This is a genomic window from Bacteroides sp. AF39-16AC (genome assembly GCF_003602735.1).
Lineage (GTDB): Bacteria > Bacteroidota > Bacteroidia > Bacteroidales > Bacteroidaceae > Bacteroides > Bacteroides uniformis.
Genome location: NZ_QTLN01000015.1, coordinates 69,337 through 89,978 on the forward strand (window position 1 = coordinate 69,337; position 20,642 = coordinate 89,978).

General features: G+C 43.4%; 16 protein-coding genes. 12 read left to right on the forward strand and 4 right to left on the reverse strand.

What is annotated here, in order from left to right:
- Positions 1-57: 57 nt before the first annotated feature.
- Positions 58-1,752: a heavy metal translocating P-type ATPase gene (locus DW039_RS13385; protein WP_120382023.1), complete on the forward strand. Its 1,695-nt coding sequence runs from the start codon at positions 58-60 to the stop codon at positions 1,750-1,752.
- 11 nt (positions 1,753-1,763) lie between these two features.
- Here DW039_RS13385 and DW039_RS13390 read toward each other — a convergent pair whose 3' ends face one another.
- Positions 1,764-2,597: a helix-turn-helix domain-containing protein gene (locus tag DW039_RS13390; protein ID WP_005828170.1), complete on the reverse strand. Its 834-nt coding sequence runs from the start codon at positions 2,595-2,597 to the stop codon at positions 1,764-1,766.
- Positions 2,598-2,689: 92 nt separating this feature from the next.
- On the reverse strand, positions 2,690-5,536 hold the full coding sequence (locus DW039_RS13395; protein ID WP_118936635.1) for a TonB-dependent receptor: 2,847 nt from the start codon (positions 5,534-5,536) through the stop codon (positions 2,690-2,692).
- 137 nt (positions 5,537-5,673) lie between these two features.
- On the opposite strand from DW039_RS13395, the gene lipB reads away from it, so the two are divergent.
- Together lipB and DW039_RS13405 are read left to right on the forward strand one after the other, a co-directional pair.
- Complete coding sequence (gene lipB / locus DW039_RS13400) at positions 5,674-6,345, forward strand: lipoyl(octanoyl) transferase LipB (protein WP_227239111.1); 672 nt, start codon at positions 5,674-5,676, stop codon at positions 6,343-6,345.
- Complete coding sequence (locus DW039_RS13405; protein WP_057281255.1) at positions 6,342-6,938, forward strand: ACP phosphodiesterase; 597 nt, start codon at positions 6,342-6,344, stop codon at positions 6,936-6,938. The genes lipB and DW039_RS13405 overlap by 4 nt, the downstream gene beginning before the upstream one ends.
- A 127-nt stretch (positions 6,939-7,065) precedes the next feature.
- On the opposite strand, the gene DW039_RS13410 is transcribed toward DW039_RS13405, so the two are convergent.
- Both DW039_RS13410 and DW039_RS13415 read right to left on the reverse strand, forming a co-directional pair.
- Entirely contained in the window at positions 7,066-7,896 is an 831-nt protein-coding gene (locus DW039_RS13410) for a DUF4373 domain-containing protein (RefSeq protein ID WP_120382024.1), read from the reverse strand.
- A gap of 40 nt (positions 7,897-7,936) precedes the next feature.
- Positions 7,937-8,284, reverse strand: a complete 348-nt coding sequence (locus DW039_RS13415; RefSeq protein ID WP_022401485.1) for an SH3 beta-barrel fold-containing protein — start codon at positions 8,282-8,284, stop codon at positions 7,937-7,939.
- A 1,163-nt stretch (positions 8,285-9,447) separates the two neighbouring features.
- Here DW039_RS13415 and DW039_RS13420 point away from each other — a divergent pair.
- The 9 genes from DW039_RS13420 to DW039_RS13460 all read left to right on the forward strand — a co-directional run bounded on the left by DW039_RS13420 (position 9,448) and on the right by DW039_RS13460 (position 20,640).
- Positions 9,448-9,984, forward strand: coding sequence for a UpxY family transcription antiterminator (locus tag DW039_RS13420; protein WP_022401484.1), 537 nt, complete (start codon positions 9,448-9,450; stop codon positions 9,982-9,984).
- 50 nt (positions 9,985-10,034) lie between these two features.
- Positions 10,035-10,529 (forward strand): UpxZ family transcription anti-terminator antagonist, encoded by a 495-nt coding sequence (locus DW039_RS13425; RefSeq protein ID WP_022401483.1) that lies wholly within the window; start codon positions 10,035-10,037, stop codon positions 10,527-10,529.
- 413 nt (positions 10,530-10,942) lie between these two features.
- Positions 10,943-13,363 carry an SLBB domain-containing protein gene (locus DW039_RS13430; RefSeq protein WP_118936629.1) on the forward strand — a complete coding sequence of 807 codons (2,421 nt, stop codon included), beginning with the start codon at positions 10,943-10,945 and terminating at the stop codon, positions 13,361-13,363.
- A 37-nt stretch (positions 13,364-13,400) separates the two neighbouring features.
- Complete coding sequence (locus DW039_RS13435; protein ID WP_117720729.1) at positions 13,401-14,483, forward strand: Wzz/FepE/Etk N-terminal domain-containing protein; 1,083 nt, start codon at positions 13,401-13,403, stop codon at positions 14,481-14,483.
- Positions 14,484-14,785: 302 nt separating this feature from the next.
- On the forward strand, positions 14,786-16,312 hold the full coding sequence (locus DW039_RS13440) for a lipopolysaccharide biosynthesis protein (protein WP_117720710.1): 1,527 nt from the start codon (positions 14,786-14,788) through the stop codon (positions 16,310-16,312).
- Positions 16,309-17,409: a polysaccharide pyruvyl transferase family protein gene (locus DW039_RS13445; RefSeq protein WP_117720711.1), complete on the forward strand. Its 1,101-nt coding sequence runs from the start codon at positions 16,309-16,311 to the stop codon at positions 17,407-17,409. Before DW039_RS13440 ends, DW039_RS13445 begins: the two co-directional genes overlap by 4 nt.
- Positions 17,406-18,599, forward strand: coding sequence for a Coenzyme F420 hydrogenase/dehydrogenase, beta subunit C-terminal domain (locus DW039_RS13450; protein ID WP_117720712.1), 1,194 nt, complete (start codon positions 17,406-17,408; stop codon positions 18,597-18,599). Before DW039_RS13445 ends, DW039_RS13450 begins: the two co-directional genes overlap by 4 nt.
- Positions 18,600-18,601: 2 nt before the next feature.
- Entirely contained in the window at positions 18,602-19,528 is a 927-nt protein-coding gene (locus DW039_RS13455; protein ID WP_117720713.1) for an FAD-binding protein, read from the forward strand.
- A gap of 5 nt (positions 19,529-19,533) precedes the next feature.
- Complete coding sequence (locus DW039_RS13460) at positions 19,534-20,640, forward strand: polysaccharide pyruvyl transferase family protein (RefSeq protein ID WP_117720714.1); 1,107 nt, start codon at positions 19,534-19,536, stop codon at positions 20,638-20,640.
- Positions 20,641-20,642: the final 2 nt, after the last annotated feature.

Genomic DNA, 20,642 nt, shown 5'->3' on the forward strand with positions numbered 1-20,642 from the left:
TCATTTCGGTTGTTGCTTTATTAAAGCGGAACAACAACCATCTAAAAAATAAATCGAATGAGCAATATAATTACTAAGGCACATCCCGTGCCGGATATGCACAGCACGGGATTGCGCGTCGTCGGTGCATGGCTTTTTGCCATCGTGCTGATACTGTTTTCTACAGTCTTTGTGCATGTACCCTATACCCGTGAAATACAGATGGTACTGGCAATTCCGGTACTGCTGTTTTTCGGCGCTCCTTTTTATGCCGGTGCCTGGAAGGGAACCCGGTCGGGCCGCAACAATATAGACCGTCTGGTGGCACTTACCACCTCTGTGGCTTTTCTGTTCAGTGTGTTCAATACTTTCTTCCCGGATTATTGGCTGGGCATCGGGCTGGAACCGCATGTCTATTATGGGGTTGCCGCCGTCATCATCGCTTTTTCCCTGACCGGCGAGTTTATGGAGGAACGTGCCCGGAGAACTGTGTCGGCGGCTATCCGCCGGTTGGGAGGCTGGCAGCATAACGCAGCCCGCGTACTGCCGGAGAAGCAACGCATTGACGACCGTGTTGCCGAGCTTTTTGTCCCGGTCATTCTCATCATTTCCCTGCTGACCTTTTTTATATGGGTGTTCTTCGGAGGCATAGATGTAGTGTCACACGGTCTGTTTGCCGCTTTGTCCGTATTGGTGGTGGCTTGTCCGTGTGTGGTAGGGCTGGCCACTCCAGTAGCTTTGGCGGCGGGCCTCAATAAAGCTGCCCGCAATCATATCCTAATTAGGGACACTTCCGCTTTAGAGCAGATGCGCAATGTGGATGTGGTGGTATTCGACAAGACCGGGACCCTGACAGAAGGACATCCTACGGTAATAGGCTGGCTGTGGGCGCAAGGGCAGGAGGAGCATTATAAAGATGTACTGCTTGCTGCCGAGTCTACTTCGGACCATCCTCTGGCAGAAGCAATCGTTACGGCCCTGGAAGGGGAGGAGCAGGTTATCCCTGCCCACCTGGACGGTTTTGAAAACATTACCGGAAAAGGTGTCAGAGTGGCCTATCAGGGTGCGGAATATTGGGTAGGAAGCCATAAACTGCTGAAAGATTATCAAGCCAATTTGTCGGATATCCTGGCCGATATGCTGACACAATATGAATCGGATGGAAACAGTATTGTCTACTTTGGGCGTGAGAACGATTTACTTGCCGTTATTGCCATCAAGGACCAGTTGCGGGTGACTTCTATGGAAGCTATCCGGGAACTGCGTATCCAGGACATCGAGATATGCATGCTTACGGGAGACGGTGAGCGTACAGCTTCTTCCGTGGCCGGCAGTTTGGGTATCATGCGTTTTGTGGCCGATGCCATGCCCGATGACAAAGAGGATTTCATCCATAAGCTGCAGCTTCAGGGTAAAACGGTCGCCATGGTAGGTGATGGCGTGAACGATGCGCAAGCCTTGAGCTGTGCTGATGTAAGCATTGCCATGGGAAAGGGGACCGATACGTTGATGGACACCGCCATGATTACTCTCAGGACTTCAGACCTGCTGCTGTTGCCCAAAGTTTTCCGGTTGTCTCGCCAGACTGTGAGCCTCATGTACCGGAATCTGTTCTGGGCTTTCATCTATAATACAGTGGGTATCTTTGTCGCGGCCGGAGTACTCTATCCCGTCTATGACATCCTGCTGAGTCCTGCGCTGGCAGGTGCTGCCATGGCTCTTTCCTGTGTATCCGTGGCTTTGAGCAGCCTTCGTCTGAGTTCCAGGTTCTGACGGCTGTATTCTCAGCTGTTCCTATACTCCAGCGGACTCATGCCCATGTGCCTCTTGAAGTATTTTCCAAAGAAAGAAGCACTGGGGAAGTTTAGGGAATAGGCAATCTCCTGAATGGTCATATTGGTTGATTTCAGCTTGGCTTTCACGTCTACGATGACGACGTGGGCGATGATGTCCAATACATTTCTGCCGGTCACCTGCCTCACGGTGGTGCTGAGGTGTTGCAGGGAGATGCCCAGTTTGTCGGCATAGAATTGCGCGCGGCGTTCGCGGGTATAGTTTTCGATGACGAGCTGCACCAGTTCGCGGCATATTTCCTCTTTCCGGCTCTTATTCCCTTTTTGCATCTGCGGACGGTGGCAATACATTCTGTCTATGCCGCTGAGGAGCATGTTCAATGTGCTTTGAGCCATTTTTGTATCGGGAGGATAGGGACCGGTCGTGATGCGTGCCCATAGGGCAAAATAGTCCTTGAAGTAGGAGGCGACGGTAGGGTTGACAGCCAGTACCGGATACTCCAGTATGTTGGAGAAAGAGCTCAATGTAGACTGGATGAGGTTGACTCCATTGAGGCAATGGGAAGAAAACCCCACGAATCCCAGGCACACTTTTTCCTTTTGTTCGTAAAACTGTATGATAGTTCCGGGAAGCAGGGTAATAAAATCCCCTTGCTTGATTTCCGTATCCATCAGATTGATGGATACCGTGATGGAACCTTCTATGCATAGTGCAAAGATGCATGCTTTCAGGCGGCACGACTGTTTGTATATGTTTAGAATGTCTTCCGTTACTTCAGTCCATGCAATCATGTCTACTGGCAGGTCGACTTGAGGAAATTCCATACGCTTTGTCGTTTAGAGTTTGCACAAAGGTAATTCTTTTCCGGGAAAAAGTAACGGAAGACATTCTGTTTTTAAAATGAAATGTTCTTTTTTTAAAATGTAACGTCCATCTTTACGACGAAAGTACGTGGCGCGCCCACTGCCATGGGACGATAGCTGTACTCCTTGTTCAGCAGGTTGTTTATCATGAACTGGAAAGCTACTTCCTTGGTGGCTTTCACCCCGAAGCGCATGTCCACTGTGGCATAGTCCGTATTATGCTTTTTCCAATAGGATGCCAGGGTTTCCCCGTTGGACGAGCCGAAGAGGATGCCGCGCACGTAGTCCAGCAGGTCAGGTTCACTTTTGCTGCGTTCGTCCAGCATAATATAGTCCACGGCAAGTATCTTGCTTTTCCAGTTTACGTTGGCACCTATGTTGATGCGTTTCCACTGAAAGTCCAGCGTGGCCTTGAAACTGTGTTTCGGACGATATTTCAAGTACTTGCCGTCATTGCTTTTCTCCTTCATCTGAAGCGGGTCGGTATAGGTGTTCTCCAGGGCATTGCGTTTCTTGTAGTCGGCATCCCTCGGTTCGGTATATACATATCCCAGGTTATAGAGCAGCTTGGCGTTTTTGTTGAAGGTGTACATGCCGTTGGTACTGATTTCCATTCCATAAATCTGTGCTTTGGACACGTTGTGGAACTGTGCCCCGATGCCGAAACCCTTGCCGTCCTTCAGCATTTGTATGGCGTCTGTAACGCTGTTTATCATGCTCAGGTCCGCATTGTTGAATAGGCCGAACTGGAATTCCACCATATCCTTGTATTGGGTATAGAAAGCGGCGACATCTGCAAATCCTTGTAGATTGCCTGCCTTGTACCCTTGCTTGAATCCCAGCTCGGCATTGAATCCTTTTTCCGGCTGTACGTTGTAGTTGGGATATACACCTACACCTCCGATGTCTTTGCGAAGGTATTTCTCGGTGATGGAGGGATTACGGTAACCCTGGCCGAAGCTGGCACGCAGGAAGCTGTAATCGGCTAGCTGGTAGTTCAGCCCGGCACGGAACACGGGGCGGAAAGGAATCTTGCTCCCGAAAACCTTTGTGTCGGCTTCCCGGTAGTGCTTGTCTATCCGGTAGTATTCGGCACGTACACCGGCCGATACGCTGAGGCGGTCCCAGAAGCGCTGGTCGTATTGCATATAGGCGGCAACATTGTCACTTTGATGTACTTCTTCCGTTTCGCCGGAGAAGGTGCGGATATGTTCGTAAGTCAGACCCGTGGTGATTTGTGCGCCGCCGTCCCATTTCTTGTTGAACTGATAGTCCAGATAATAGTCGTAATTCTTGTCCGTCCGTGTTGGTGATTGATTGCGCTTCGGATTGAGTACACCGGATAGCCAGGGAACCAGGTCGCTGGGTAGTTTCCCTTCAAGCAGTCCTCCCATGTCAGACGGCAGGCCGTTGCTCATTACCCAGGAGATGAGGTCGCAATAGTCGGCAGTGGTGGCATTGGGGAATATGTTGTCCAGAGAGCCGAAGACACCGTCCATCAAATCACTCAGCTTGTCGCTTCCCAGCCATTTGATAACTCCGGTCATCAGTGGCTGGAGGGCTGTGTAGTCTCCATTGGCAATGTTCTGGATGACTTGTGCGTCGGTGCCCATGTTGCCCAGAATATCCGTAATGGAGGCGGATTGTGTAGGGCGTACCACATTGTCCGCACTGTAGTAGAAACGGCCCTTTACTTTGTGTGAAGTACCTCTTTCAGGATTGGTGAAGTTGAAGAAAGGGTCAATGCGGAAGTTGTTGGACTCACGTCCCATATTAGTAAAGGGAGAGGGGCGGTAGGCCTCGCCGGGCGAGCGCCAGATGAAGAAATCCCCGTACTTGTTGGAAAGGAAATCCACGTTGAAACCGTAGTTCATCAGTTTCATACCCATATCCGGCTGATAGTAGGTGAGGTTTCCGTTGATGTGGAAACGTTTGTTGTAACCTTGTTGGCGGTAGCCCTCGTCGGTAAAGAGATTCAGTCCGCCGCTGACGTCAAAGTTACCGATGCGGCGGGAGTGGGTGAGGTCGAAACCTTCGTAGAGCGGATTGCGTACACCGCTGAAAAGGCTGTTGCGCAACAAGGGCTTTACCGGATATTTGTCCTCTTTCCAGAAAGATTTGTCACTCCATTGGTAATCGCTGTTGTCGGGGTCGTCATAGATTCCTACATAGGCACTGAAACGGGTCTGAGGGGTCAGTCCCGGCCGTGCGGTGCGTATGTTGATGATGCCGTTCAGGGCCGACGAACCATAGAGCACGCTGGAGGCTCCTTTGATGACCTCTACCTGCTGCACATTTTCCAGAGGTACGCTGTTCCAGTTGATGACTCCGTTTTGGGGGCTGAGCACGCTCATCCCGTCTACCAGTACCAGGCTGCGGGCACCTACGCTGTAAGTCCAGCCGCCACCGCCTCGAATGCTGGGTTGCTTGTCGATGATATCCACCCCCGGAATGGTCTGCAGTGTCGAGGTGATGTCTGTGGGAGCCTGGCGGGCAATGTCACTGGCCTTTATCAAATCCATGGAGACCGTCACATCGCTCAGCTTCTGTTCAAACCGTCCGGCCGAGACCACGACATCTTCCAGCAGGTTGGTGCTTTCCTTCATGTACACGTCTTTCTGCATAATGTCTCCTTTGCTGATGACGATGGGCATTGGCACATCCTCATATCCCACGTAGCTGAATACCAAATCTACACCTCCCGCCGGCAGGTGTACTTCGTATGCACCGTTTATGTCGGTCACTACGCCTTGCGTGTCTTTCAGCTTGTAGGTGACCGATGCCCCTGCAAGCGGTTCATTGGTCGTTGCATCATATACGTGCCCCTTCAATATCTGTGCAGATATGGAAAAGCTGAACAGTAACGCTGCGAATAGCGTTATTAGAATTCTTTTTTTCATAAGTCTGTCTTTTTGTGAATAGTTATATCAGAATGTTTGCAAAGTACGTGAGATATTATCAGATTATCAAGGTGTATTTTTATGAATAGATGCTACATATTTAAGATAAATTCGGGGAGTGAATTCAAAAAAGTGCTATATTTGCTTGCATGAAACTGGAAATATCAGATTGGAACATGATTCCTTATGCCGGGGCATGGAGCCGGCAGACGGAATGGTTTGACGCACTTGTACACGCCAAGCAGGCAGGAGAGTGCTATGTCAATCATATTGTGCTCTGCGAGCATCCCCATGTCTATACATTGGGGCGTAGCGGGAAAGAAAGGAATATGCTGCTGGGAGAAGAACAACTGCGCAGGATAGGGGCTACGCTCTATCATATTGACCGTGGTGGAGACATTACGTATCATGGTCCGGGACAGTTGGTCTGTTATCCTATTCTGAACCTCGAGGACTTTTCTTTGGGGTTGAAGGAGTATGTGCATCTGCTGGAAGAGGCGGTAATTCGCGTTTGTGCTTCGTTTGGCATCGCTGCCGGACGCCTGGAGAAGGCAACGGGCGTATGGCTGGAGGGCGATACTCCCCGTGCCCGTAAGATTTGTGCCATCGGCGTGCGCAGCAGCCATTTTGTTACCATGCATGGGCTGGCACTGAATGTGAATACCGATTTACGTTATTTCAGCTATATCAATCCCTGCGGATTCATCGACAAGGGGGTCACTTCTTTGCAGAAAGAACTGGGACATGAAGTGCCGATGGAAGAGGTGAAGGAGTGTCTTTGCAAGGAGCTGGTAAATCTTTTGTCATGAACTATCTGGCACATGTATTCCTTTCCGGTCCGAACAGAAAAGTACAGTTGGGCAATTTTGTAGGCGATGCTGTAAAGGGAAGCTCCTATAAGAATTATCCGCCGGATATAGCCAAGGGTATTCAGCTTCACCGCGCTATTGACGACTATACCGACCGTCATCCGGCTGTCTGCGAGGTGGTACATAGGCTTCAACCTGAATTCGGACGCTATTCGGGGGTATTGCTGGATATTTATTTCGATTATTTGCTGGCTTCCCGTTTCGAGTCGTTCTCCGGAGTTTCCTTGAGGAGGTATACCCGGACTTTCTATCTTTCCCTCCTCATCAATTACCGCTATCTTCCGGTACGGTTCAAACGTTTCATCTGGCATTTTATCCTGACCGACCGTTTGCGGAAATACGCCACTCTGAACGGAATAAGAGAGTCTTTGAACATCATGGTGGAATATCATCATATTGATATATCCGTAGACAAGGCTATTCGTTACCTTGAAGAGCACGATGAGGAACTGTTTGCTGTGTTCCAGCCATTTTTTATTGAATTGCAGAGGTTTTGCACTGAATACCGGCATAATTATAAGGTACAGTTTTAAGGACGAAGAAGAAATTCATATCGTGTCGGCAAGGAATTAATTTCCTGCCGGCACGATATTTGTTTTTTGTATCACACGTTATTGATTTCCTGCATGACATGTTATTGATAGCTTGTGCCCTGTGGAATCAGCTTCCCGTACTCCGCTTCTCTCTTGCCAGTACCGAGATGATGTACCCTCCCTTGCTGTTCACCTTGCTCCAGTTCGTCCCATTGAATATTTTCCAGACGTAGTTTCCCAGCCTGCCGTAGTCCGATAACTTCAGTATCTTCCTGATTTCCTCCCGGTCGGTGATGTAGAGCTTTTCCAGATTCAGCATGAGGCATTCCAGGTTGTGCGTATTCCTGTTGTAGGCATATCCGGGAATGTCCAGATCAGGATTCCCCTGCGCTCCTCCGCTTTCCCCCGGGGGAGTAAGAGGGGGAAGTGCTTTACTTTCTTTTGCTTTACTTTCTTCTACTTTGCTTTGTTTGGAATTGCATGCATTTTCGGGGAAAATGTCTGCATCCTGCGTGCAATTTTCCCGTTTTTGCGTACAAGTCTCGTCCTTGTCCGGTTTATCTTCCTCCGTCTCTACCAGCAGATAGGGTAGGGTGGTGAGGTCCCTTTTTCTTCTTTTGGTGGCTTCCAGCCATATTTTCTGTATCTCGGTAGAGGTCAGCACCCCTTGCTCCTTATAGGTTTTGGGGTCGAAAAAGGCTTTCTCCACCAGGATGTCCACGATTCCCTGCATCTCCTGCTCGTTGATGTCCTTTCCCGCCTTGTTTGTGAACAGTGTGCATTGCTCCGCGTTCCATTTCAGGTAATATCCGTTTTCCTTGTGTATCTTGCACAGCAGTTTCATTACCGCCGCCGTTCCTTTCAGTTCGAACCTGGCTTCCACCAGTTCCACTGCTATCTCTTCGAATAGATTTACTTTGAGGGGGAAGTATAGCATTCCCCCGTACATCATGGCCATTGTTTTTAGTGTTTAATGATTAGTGATTAATGGTTAATGGTTAGCATATGGGGCTCCATTCGAGGAAGTTTTCCAGCTGGAAGGTTTTCCATGCCTGCAGTTCCACGTCCCAAAAGGCTATGGTGCTTGTCACTCTTGTGATGTCATAATCTCTTCTGAAGTCTGCCTTGTAGGGCAGTAAGGTGGCTTTCGCCAGCCTGAATGTCCCGTCCTGCTTGTGGTAGGCTATGAGTGCGTGTCCGTATTGCATGTGGTCTATCAGGCTTTCTATCCGTCGGGCCATCCATGTGGCGCATGTTTCCGTGTAGTTCTTTTCCAGCATGATACGTATTTTCCATAGGTTTCTCAGTGCTTCGTGAAGTGAAGCGTTCTTTGTCGACTTTCTCATCTTGTTGTCTTTAAAATTAATAATTGTATTAGTTTGGCAGGAGGTACGCTTGTATATAAAAAAAGATGCCGCATTCATTGAGAAAGCGGCATCTGTAGGTGGTGTGGCTTCATCCTTACCAAAGTGGCGGCAAAGATAAGTGGTTTATTCCTTAAGTTGTTTATATTTAATTATTGTCAATAAGTTTCGTGGTTTCTGCCCTTTTTTGTTTTATTCCCTATATCTCTCCTGCTACCTTCATTTCCCGCCACACTTCACCGAACTCTTGTATTATAGTGTTTTCTGACAGTCTTTTATAGTCTGGCGTTCTGAAGTCGAAATGTGAGTATGCCCATTGTGCCAATGCCTTGTTGCTTGTCGGCTTTTCTTCTATAAAGTATCTTGATTTTTTCCATAGGATGATGTCTTTAATGACTTCTTTCCTATATTGTGGCAGTATTCCTATAACCTCCCCGCTTGAGGGACGTCCTACTCCTGCTTTCGGAGCTGATATGCCGTGCTTTACATCCGTTTTAAGGGTGTCTCTTTTTGTTTTTTTTCCTTACTTTGGAGTGTCTTTTTTGCCTTCATTTTCTAATGTTTTTGGGTTAATAATTAAAATTACTGTAGTTTGTAAAATAAATGCAAAGGTATATCAAGTTTTTTGTTTTTGTGGAGTAAGGATGGAGATAAAAAGCTGGGTTTTATCTTTATGATGGGTTAATGCGTTGATATATAAATGGAAATGACTTTGATTTGGAAGTGTTTTTTAAACGTTCGTTTAATGGACGTCAAATTTCAGGAAATGAAATAGGGAATGAGTTAATAAAAGGGAATGGAAATTTTAAATATTAAATAAGATACTTAATATACTGAATTACTGTTGATTAAACTGGAATACAATGGGTTTTCCAAAATATTTTTATTAAACATTTTGAGGATATAAAAAACAGTCTTATCTTTGCGTCCATTAAACGAACGTTTAAAAAACGCTTTTTGTTTGTAATCCGTTCGTTTATAGTCTCTTACCAGAAGGTAATGACGAACTGCAAAAAAACTGTTGGCAAGAAGGGCACAATGCTTGCTGTATTTTACATAAGGTGCTCGCAAATGATTGAATACCAGGTGTATACCAAGGGTTCAAAGCCCCAGAGGAACACTCTTTTGTGAACAAAACAACGAAAATGGAAACGGATAACGAGGTTGAAGTTTGGCATGCCATGCGTGCCACATACCGCAGAGAGCTTGATGCGGTGCATCTTCTCGAGAAGGAGAACCTCGGCTGTTTTGTCCCCATGCAATATAAGGTAAGTATCCGTAAGGGTAAGAAAGTCCGTACTTTGGTTCCCGTCATCCGTAATCTGGTTTTTGTCCATGCACGTCCTTCCGACGTACAGCGTGTTAAGTCTCAAATTACTTATTTGCAATATATAACCGATACTCGCAGTGGTCAGAAGATAATTATTCCCGACCATGAGATGCAGCGCTTCATCGCCGTTGCCGGAACCTATAACGACCATTTGCTTTATTTCCAGCCCGAAGAGTTGAATCTGTCGAAGGGAACTAGAGTCCGTATTACGGGTGGTGACTTTGCAGGTCAGGAGGGTATTTTTCTGAAAGTAAAGGGGGCACGTGACCGCCGTGTGGTTATAGAGATACAAGGTGTCATTGCTCTTGCCATGGCCACCATCCATCCGAATCTTATAGAAGTGATCGGCTGAATTATAATTCATAATTTACAACTCATAGTTCACAATTCATAATTCAAAAAATGTCCTCCTCCCTTTTCGAAGAAGCAATTAATCTCCAGCGTGCTGCGCACGAACTGATGTATTTAGGTATGGACGGTAGTCCTATCTATAGTGATGACCTTTCCCGCCGTAACGGTGAGGTTTACCGCTTGACTGCGGCTTTGTATGGTTCCAGTGCCCGAGGTACTACTACGGAAGAACAGGCAAACGTCTGTCTTGCTCTCTTGATGGGGTATAACGCATCGTTCATTGACCATGGCGAGAAGCAGGATCACCTCCAGGAGATATTAAATCGTTGTTGGAATCTCCTTGATACCCTTCCCGCCTCGCTGTTGAAACTCCGTCTGCTTACTGCCTGTTATGGAGAAGTGTTCGATGAGCCCCTGGCCGACGAAGCCCGAAAGATTATTTCTTCCTGGGACTCCGCATCGCTCACTGCCGAACAGCAGGAAGCTGTCGAGGAATTCCGGAATGTAGTTAACAATCCCTATCCATGGGAATATCTTGAGGACTAAAACAGGTGAAAGTTTTCTCGAAAGGCAAAAAAAGAAATGGAGTGGAGAATGCAGGAGACACGGGAAAAGTTAAAGGCATATAGAGCTAAACATACAAGTGATATATTCATGTAATGAGTGAAAAGGATTCCACGCATTGTATTACGAAAAATAGCCTCCAGAGAAACGGATTATATGGCATTTCTGCCAATGAATATAGTAAAATAACTTATTATTTGATTAAAAATATAACTCAAAGTGGGTTATACCCCCTTTAGTAGATGCCCAATATCTATTGAATATCCGGGAAGCGTGGTACTAACTCTTTCATTACTACGCGAAGTAATAAATATAAATCACCTTTGGTTCCACCTTCCCGGATTAGTTTGATTTTTTCAGTGTGTGACATATAAGAATCTAACAAACATTAAATTATGCGTCGAATCTTATTTCTGATTTTATGTCTTTTTATTTTCTTCGGTTCTGCCTATGCCCAGCGCATGTCCGACGAGCAAGTGGTTGAATATGTGAAACAAGCACAGGCAGCCGGAAAATCTCAGAAGCAGATGACTGCCGAACTGTTGCGCCGTGGTGTGACCCGCGAACAGGTGCTCCGCATCAAGGATAAATATGAGAACTCGGGTGTTGCTGTCCCGGGTTCCGAAGCTCCCTCACAGATGCGCAAGCGTTCGGTTGCTGTGGGAGAATCCTACGAGGCTGCCGAACTGGATGACCAGAAAGCGGTTGTTGATGAGAGACTTGAAAGCCAGTCCGCCCCTGAGGCTGCCGGCATACAGATTTTCGGTCATAATCTGTTCCAGAACCGTAATCTCTCCTTTGAACCTAGTGTGAATCTGGCTACTCCGGCAAATTATCGGCTGGGGCCCGGCGACGAGGTGATCATAGATATCTGGGGAGCTTCCGAGAATACCATCCGCCAGACCATCAGTCCCGAGGGGAGTATCCAGGTGAAAGACCTCGGTCCCGTTTATCTGAACGGCATGACTGTTAAAGAAGCCAACGCTTATCTGCAACGGGAACTGTCCAAGATCTATTCCGGTATCGGAGGGGGGGATCCCAATTCACAGATCCGTCTGACTTTAGGCGATATACGTACCATTCAGATTCATATTATGGGTGAGGTCACGGTGCCGGGTACTTATACACTTTCGGCTTTTTCTACGGTTTTCCATGCCTTGTACCGTGCCGGTGGTGTGAATAATATCGGTAGCTTGCGTGATATCCGTCTGGTTCGTAACGGAGAGACGATAGAGCATTTGGACGTCTATGAGTTCATCATGCAGGGCAAGATGAATGACGATGTCCGTCTGCAGGAGGGCGATGTGATTATCGTGAGTCCCTACCAGTCGTTGGTCGAGATAGTAGGTAAGGTGAAACGTCCCATGTATTATGAAATGAAGCCTGCCGAGACGGTTGCTTCCTTACTGAAGTATGCGGGTGGCTTTATGGGAGATGCCTATAAGAAGGCTGTACGCATCATCCGTAAAAGCGGACGTGAACATCAAGTATATAATGTGGATGAGATGGACTATTCTGTATTCCGTTTAGACGACGGTGACTTAATGACGGTTGACGCCGTACTCGACCGTTTTGAGAACAAGGTTGAGGTCAGTGGTGCCGTCTATCGTCCGGGGCTTTATCAGTTGGACGGTGAGGTGAATACGGTGAAGCAGCTGATAAAGAAGGCTGAGGGACTCCGGGGAGATGCTTTCCTTGCCCGGGTCCTTCTGGACCGTGAGCGTGAAGATCTTACGCACGAAATGGTTGCCGTTGATCTGGAGGGTATCATGAACGGTACGGTTTCTGATATACCCCTTCAGAAGAACGACCATCTGTATGTTCCCGGTATCCATGACCTGAAGGAAAGCGAGACGGTCTCCATTTATGGTGAGGTGCTCAATCCCGGTACTTTCCTATACTCCGACAACTTAACGATAGAGGATATGATTGTCCAGGCGGGAGGTCTTACTGAGGCTGCCGCCACTACCTGTGTGAGCGTGACGCGCCGCATCAAGGATCCCAAGAGTACTGCCTACAGCAGCAAGCTTGCGGAGACATTCACCTTTGACATCAAGGACGGTCTTCTGACGGGTGCCGGTAGTTTCTACCTGCAACCTTTCGATGTAGTCCAAGTTCGTCGCAGTCCTGCCTACCAAGTTCAGCGCATGGTGACAATTGCGGGTGAGGTGCTTTTCAGCGGCAGCTATTCGTTGTTGAAAAAGAATGAACGTCTGAGTGATGTGATAGGTCGTGCAGGCGGAATTACTTCGGCGGCATATATAAAGGGGGGACGTTTGATTCGCAAACGCAATGATGAGGAACGTCGGCGTGAGACGGATGTGCTTCGCATGGCACAGAGCGGTGAAGGTTCCGATAGCATTGCAGTGAACAAGCTTGCTATCTCCGATACTTACACGGTAGGCGTTGACATGAAAAAGGCTCTGTCACATCCGGGTAGTGATTATGACATTGTCCTACGTGAGGGAGATATCGTGTATATTCCTGAATACATCAATACGGTGAAGATCAGTGGTTCTGTGATGTATCCCAATACAGTAACCTGGGAGGAAGGTGCCAAGCTGAAACATTATATCAATATGGCAGGTGGCTATGGCGAGAATGCGAAAAAGAAGAAGGCATACATCATTTATCTGAACGGTACGGTAGCCCTTGCTAAGAAGAGTGACAGTGATTTAATCCAGCCGGGTTGTGAGATTGTGGTTCCCACGAAGTCTGATAGGAAGCGTCTCCAACTTTCCGAGATTATGGGTATGAGCTCCATGACTGCAACGATTGCGGCGATGGTGGCTACATTGACTAATGCTTTTAAATAAGAAATAAGTGGAAGATATAAAAAGAAAGGATGCTGATATGAATGACGGACAACAGAATAAACATCCACAGGAAGAGGAGATTGATTTGCTTGAGCTTGCTTTGAAAGTCTGGGCAGAGCGCAGGTGGATATTGAAGTGTTGCGGCTATGCAGTGATTGTGGGGTTGGTGATTGCTTTCAGTATTCCCAAGGAATATACAACAAGTGTAATGATTGCTCCGGAAGCTTCTGATAATAAGGGAGGAAGCCTTTCCTCACTGGCAGGTTTGGCAGGCATTAGTCTGAATACATCTTCGGGATCTGATGCGATTTATCCTGATTTATATCCGGATATTGTGAGTTCCACTCCTTTTGTGACAGGGTTGTTTGATGTCCCAGTCCGGGATATGGATGGGGAGATAAACACCACACTTTATGGCTATATGGATGAATACCAACGTATGCCATGGTGGTCGTATATCATATCTGCCCCTTTTAAGGCTTTAAGTTGGACCATTTCTCTGTTTAAGGAATCAGAAGAAGAGGTGGATAAATTAGATCCTTTTCAGCTGACAAAAGAGCAGACTGATATTGTGAAAGCACTGAGTGATCATATAGGTGTTTCGGTAGATAAAAAGACCGGGGTTACTACAATTTCTGTCACGATGCAGGATCCCCGTATTTCAGCATGTCTGACAGATACTGTTGTAAATAGGTTGCAGTCTTACATTATTGATTATCGTACTAATAAAGCCCGTAAGGATTTTCATTTTCAAGAAAAGCTTTTTGAACGTAAGAAGAAAGAATATGAGATGGCGCAGGAGAATTATGCCAAGTTTGCCGATGCCAACAAAAATATCATTCTCCAGAGTTATCGTGCCGAACAAGTGCGTCTAGAAAATGAGATGAATCTTGCTTATCAAGTCTATACATCCGTTGCACAGCAATTGCAGATAGCAGAGGCAAAGGTGCAGGAGATAACCCCAGTTTATACAATTGTTGAGCCTGCTACTATTCCTGTAAAGGCGTCAAAACCGAGTAAGGGGATAATTTTGCTTGGAATCATCTTTCTGACGGGAGTAATTTGTGTGGGATGGGTTTTGTTTGGTCATGATTTGTTCAAAGGTTTATGTAAACCCTGAACACCATAAAAAATATTTAGGATGGTTTGATAGTAAAATAGCAAGAACAGAAAAAGTGTTTATATATGTTTTTTTACTATAATTAGAGTCCCAAAAATAGAAATTTGAAGAATTGCTTGGTAAGTCCTATCTGTGAAGTGATGTGTGGCAATAAGGGCTATGAAGGATTTCTTTAGGAAGTTTATATAGGTCTATAAAAAAGCTAAAATAAATTGTTTTCAATTGTTATCTTATGAAATTAAGTGGTATGGAAGTGATTGAGTGCTTACAATGCTTAAAAATAAGTTATTATAAATATATTTATGTTCAACACAAGCAGTTCTGTAAATAACAAACGAATAGCTAAGAACACCCTATTCCTGTATCTGAGGATGTTGGTGGTTATGGGCATAGGTCTATATACCGTCAGAGCTATCCTTCATTTGTTGGGTGTTGTTGACTATGGTATTTATAATGTTGTAGGAGGTGTAGTTGGAATGTTTGCGTTCCTCAATTCAACGCTGGCTACATCATCTCAAAGATATTTTTCTATTGAATTAGCGAAAGGAGATTTAGATAGACTCAATAAATGGTTCTGTTTAAACATATCTACTTTTTCTATTTTCATAGTTATCTTTGTTGCCATTGCTGAAACAGTAGGATTATGGTTCGTTAATACTCAGATGACTATACCTAAGGAGCGAATGTTTGCTGCCAATGTGGTTTATCAGTTATCTATCGTATCATTTTGCGTCAGTTTATTCTCAATACCCTATAATGCATTAATCATTGCTCATGAACGAATGAGTGCCTTTGCTTTTATAAGTATTATTGAAGCATTGACAAAACTAGCAATAGTCTTTATCCTATCTTTGGTATCATGGGACAGATTGATTGTGTATGGTATCCTTATGTTTTTTACATCGTGTGCTATGACTTCCTCGTATATTTTGTATAATAGAAGATATTTTCCTGAATCGAAGTTCCATCTTTATTGGAATAAGTCTGAATTTATTGAGATTATTGGCTTTTCTGGATGGCATTTTTGGGGAACCTTCTCTATGGTTATAAGGAGCCAGGGCATTAATATATTACTTAATTTGTTTTTTAATCCGGCAGTAAATGCGGCTAGGGCTGTAGCTTATCAGGTTTATCATGCAGTTGTTCAACTTTCCGAGAATTTCTTTGTGGCCGTAAAACCACAAATCTACAAGGCTTATGCTTCTGGAGATAACGAGGCTTTATTCAAATTGGTTTTACGAAGTTCTATACTAAGTTCTTTATTGGTTTCGATTCTGGTTTTTCCCATTTTGTCAAATACCCAGTATGTTTTGGGGCTGTGGCTTGAAGATCTGCCCGAATACACTGTAATTTTTACTCAATTGGTTCTCATAAATGGTCTGATAGATTCTACTAATGGTCCATTAGCAGTATCTGTTCTTGCTACTGGAAAGATCCGTAACTATGAATTATTGGTTGCAACGACTATAATGATGAATCTTCCAATATCGTATGTCGCATTGAAATTAGGTGTAGCACCTCAAGCTACAATGATAGTGTCAATCTGCATATCTATAGTTACTACGTTTAACAGGGCGTTTATTATGTGCAAAAAGCTAAATGTTTTTTTAGGTAGATATGTGGTTACATTTCTTAGATTGGTTCTGGCTGCTGTTATAATAGGACTGATATCCTATATGACGGTTTATGACAAGTCCGAAACTTTATGGCAGTTTATATGGCAGTCTATGTTTATTTTCCTTCTGACAGCTGTGGTCTATGCAATTATAGCGTTTGACAAAAACGATGTTAAGCTTGGCATACAATATATTAAGCAAAATCTGAAATGAAGATATATACGCTCACCTTTGTGATTTATAATTATGGTTCTATTTTGCAGGCTTTTGCTTTGCAGTCTAGATTAAGGGATTTTAATAGCGAGCCCATTGTATTATTTCCCGTTCGTAAACCAAGATGGTATTTGCTGAGAAAGTTCCCTCAGCTTATTACTTTATTGTCAATATTGAAACCTAGAAAAAACTATAGTTTATATCAGCGGTTTAAGTTAAAGCTTGACAATCGGAAGTTTGTTGAAAAGCGAAGAAAGATTGATGTTTTTAAGGCCAAGAACTTGTCCATTATGCCTGTGCCCAATATTGTTGAATTCAATAGTTCTGTCAAACCAGAGGATGTCTTTCTTGCGGGAAGCGATCAGATATGGAATACTTTGGATGGAAATTTATCTCCGTGGTATTCATTTCAATGGGTAAAAGGTGATAATAAAAAATACAGTTATGCTGCCAGTATTGGTCAGTCTGAAATAAGTGAACATCAGAAGAATGAATATATTTCCGGGCTTTCGCATCTTAATGTGCTATCGCTTAGAGAAGTTCAGGCTACGAACATATTTAAGTCTCTATTCCCAGGAAAGGTACGACAGGATTTAGATCCAACTTTGCTCTACGATAATATTTTTTGGAGAAAACACGAATCCCCAAGGCTTATATCTGAGCCCTATATTTTTGTCTATATGCTGAGACCTGACATGAATGTGATAAACTTGGCTAAAAGAGTTGCGGCTGAGAAGCATTGCAGGGTGATATATACAGGTGTCTTAGCGTCTGATTTCGATGGTGTGACCACGGTATGTGATGCGGGTATAGAAGATTTCCTCTCTTATATAGATAATGCTGAAGTAGTGGTTACCAATTCCTTCCACGGCACAGTATTTTCTATCCTCTTTGAGAAACCGTTCCTGTCCGTTAAACTTGCATCCACCTCTTCGCGAGTGGAAAATCTACTGAATATGACTGGATTGGCCAGCCAACTCGTGGAAGGAACAGTAAAGACATATAATCTTACTGTTGATTACACTGATGTCCAAAGGGTTTTAACAGAAGAGCGTCAGAAATCGTTAGATTACTTAAAAAGTATTTGTCGAGCATGACTATAACATCATTAAAATCTGAATTGTGTTGTGGATGTGCGGTTTGTTATGACCGCTGTCCGGTGAATGCGATCTCGATGAGGGAGAACGCAGAAGGCTATATTGCTCCTGTCATTGATGTTGCATTATGTATTGATTGTGGTCAGTGTGCCAAAGTCTGCCCACAGATGAATGGAAGTCAAGGTCGCGATTATCAAAAGCAAAGTTATGTTTGCTTCGATCCAAATACGGATAGGGAAGGAAGGTCTTCTTCTGGTGGAATGTTTGCATTGATTGCAACTTATATCTTAGAGAAGGAACACGGTGTTGTATATGGTGCTGCCATGGTTTACGAAAATGATATATTGCAGTGTAAGCATAAAAGAATTGAAAATACAAAAGATTTACATTTGTTGCAAGGCAGCAAATATATGCAGAGCCATACGAATGGCATATATAAGCAGGTAAAAGATGATTTAAAATCTGGCAGAACTGTTTTATTCTCAGGAACGTCATGCCAAGTGGCCGCTCTTAAAAGGTTTGTTGGTGAGAACGATTATTTGTTTACTGTAGATCTGGTTTGTCATGGCGTACCATCGGATAAATTATTCCGAGACTATATTCACTTTGTCGAACTAAAGAATCACTGCCATATAACTAATGTAAGTTTTCGAAACAAGGGATACTATCATTTTGGGAGAGAGGATACCTATTCTTTCCTCTATTCGTTCACAAACGATAAAGATCAAACTGGTAAAAAGCGGATTCCTTCATATAAGAGTGCTTTTTTTGTTTTGTTTCGTGATAGGGCAGGCTACAGACTGTCATGCTATCATTGTAAATATGCATCATTGCAAAAGCCTAGTGATATAACATTAGGTGATTTCATACCGTGTGATAATGAAATAAAGCGGTACGGTTTTATCAAAAAACAGCATTATTCATCAGCTATTATAAATAATGAGCGTGGTATGGGGCTGTGGAATTTAATATCGTCACATACCATTGCGACACGGATTCCCATGGATGAGATGTTACCTCATCATGGTAATTTGCAAGCACCTAGTGCTGTTACAGAAAGAGGAAGGAAATTCTTATCTGTGTATAAGATAGGAGGATATGAAAAATTGCAAAAATGTATTATTAAAGCTTATTGTAAATCCGAAATTATAAGATTTATCAATAGGTTAAAATTTAAGCGTTTATTTTGAAGATGGAAGTTCACCATAATGTTAGCATCAATAAGATTGCGTGGCTCAAGATTCCAAATCCTGGTGTGATTAAAAATCTGTTTATACCGGAAAACAGGGCTGAATTGGAAGAGTTGTGTTGTAAATTGTATTCAGAGAAAAAGCAATTTGATGTCATTGGGCATACTTCCAATATATTATATTACTCCACATATAATCCTGAAAATGTGGTTTCAACCCGAAAGGTTAATTTCTATTCCGTGCATGATAATGTGATAGAATGTGATTGCGGAGTAAATGTCAGCAAGCTTTCTCGCGAAATGGTTGAATTCGGATTTGAGGGGTTTGAGGGTTTGATAGATCTTCCTGGAACCATTGGAGCTGCTATTTTTGGAAATGCTGGGTGTTATGATTGTAGCATTACCAGTCTGCTTGAATATTGTGAACTACTTCGTCCTGATGGGACAATTGTAAGACTATCAAAAGATGATCTGGAATTAAGCAAAAGATCGACTGTACTCAAAAGGAAAGAGGTTGATGGTATCATTTTATTTGCTTTCTTATCCAAAAGAAAAGGAGATCCAACTAAGCTTCAGGCTGTAGCAGATATTAATAGGCAACGAAGAAGGATAACACAACCAGGTCCAGCCAAAAATTTAGGTAGCGACTTTGCAAGTGTGGGAAAGGTAACGTTAAAATATAGAATTTTAATGTTGCTGTGCAGAGTTTATTATTTATTATACTATCTGAAAATTCATCTTACTCGAAGACAAATAACATCTTTCATACTTAAAATAGTAGGACATAGAGAGTTAATCCCATACCTAGAGTGGGGTTGGAATAGGTTTATTTGGAAAGATGACAGTGCATTCGTCTTATTTAATGCCTATAAAAAGTTATATCTGTCATTTTTTCAAAATGACAGACTGGAAATTATTGAAAAGAAGTAGTATTTATGAAAATAGGTATATTAACATATCACAGAGCAGAAAACTATGGTGCTTTGTTACAGGCTTACGGTCTTAAAATATATTTGTCCTCTTTAGGGCATGATGTATCTTTTGTGGACTATTGGCCTGAATACCATCAGAAGTACCATAAGATTTTGAGAATGGATAAAATTCTATATGGTTCCTTAAAAGAAAAATTGGTTTCGATATATAATGTTCTTTTTTGGGGTATGTTTCGATATCGTAGAAGGAGAAATCTTCAACGATTTATGCATGAACATCTTGGATTAACGCAAAATCCTCTATACTCAAAGGATAATGATATCGTCAAAGGGTATGATTGCGTGGTTTATGGCAGCGACCAAATATGGAGAAAACAAAGTCAAATATCTGATATTGGTTTTAATTCATGGTATTTTGGCTCTGATAATATTATTACACCAGTCAAAATTGCTTATGCTGCTAGTATGGGGCAAATATTATGTTCGGAGGATGACAATAGTTATTTGATAAAATATTTGGGCGGTTTTTCGCATCTCTCGGTACGTGAACAAGATTTGAAAGAAAAATTAAATACATTAGGTTTTCATCCTGAACTAGTCTGCGACCCGGTTTTTCTGTTGCCAAAAGAAGAATGGAGGAAAATCTTTAGTCCTCAAGAATATAAAGAAAAGTATATTTTAGTATATAATTTATTGGAAAATAAAGAAACAGTTGTCTTAGCTGAAAAAATTCATCAACAGACTGGATTACCTATAAAAGAAATTAATATTCGTTTTGGAATTAGACATTTAGGAAAGAGGTACATAAGAATAGCAAAAGTAGACGATTTTTTAAGTCTGATTGATAATGCGGAGTATGTTGTGAGTAATTCATTTCATGGTGTTGCTTTTTCTTTGATTTTTGAAAAGAATTTTTTCGCTATTGGGATGGAAGAAAAATCTTCTAGAGTTATATCTTTATTAAATATCGCAGGTCTTGATGATCGGTATTTGAGTAGTGTGGATAAGTTAAACCTAAATAGAAGTATAAACTTTCAACTTATAAGAAAAAAAATGGATCCTTTCATACAAAAATCAAAAGATTATTTATTATCATCGCTAAAATTGTGATT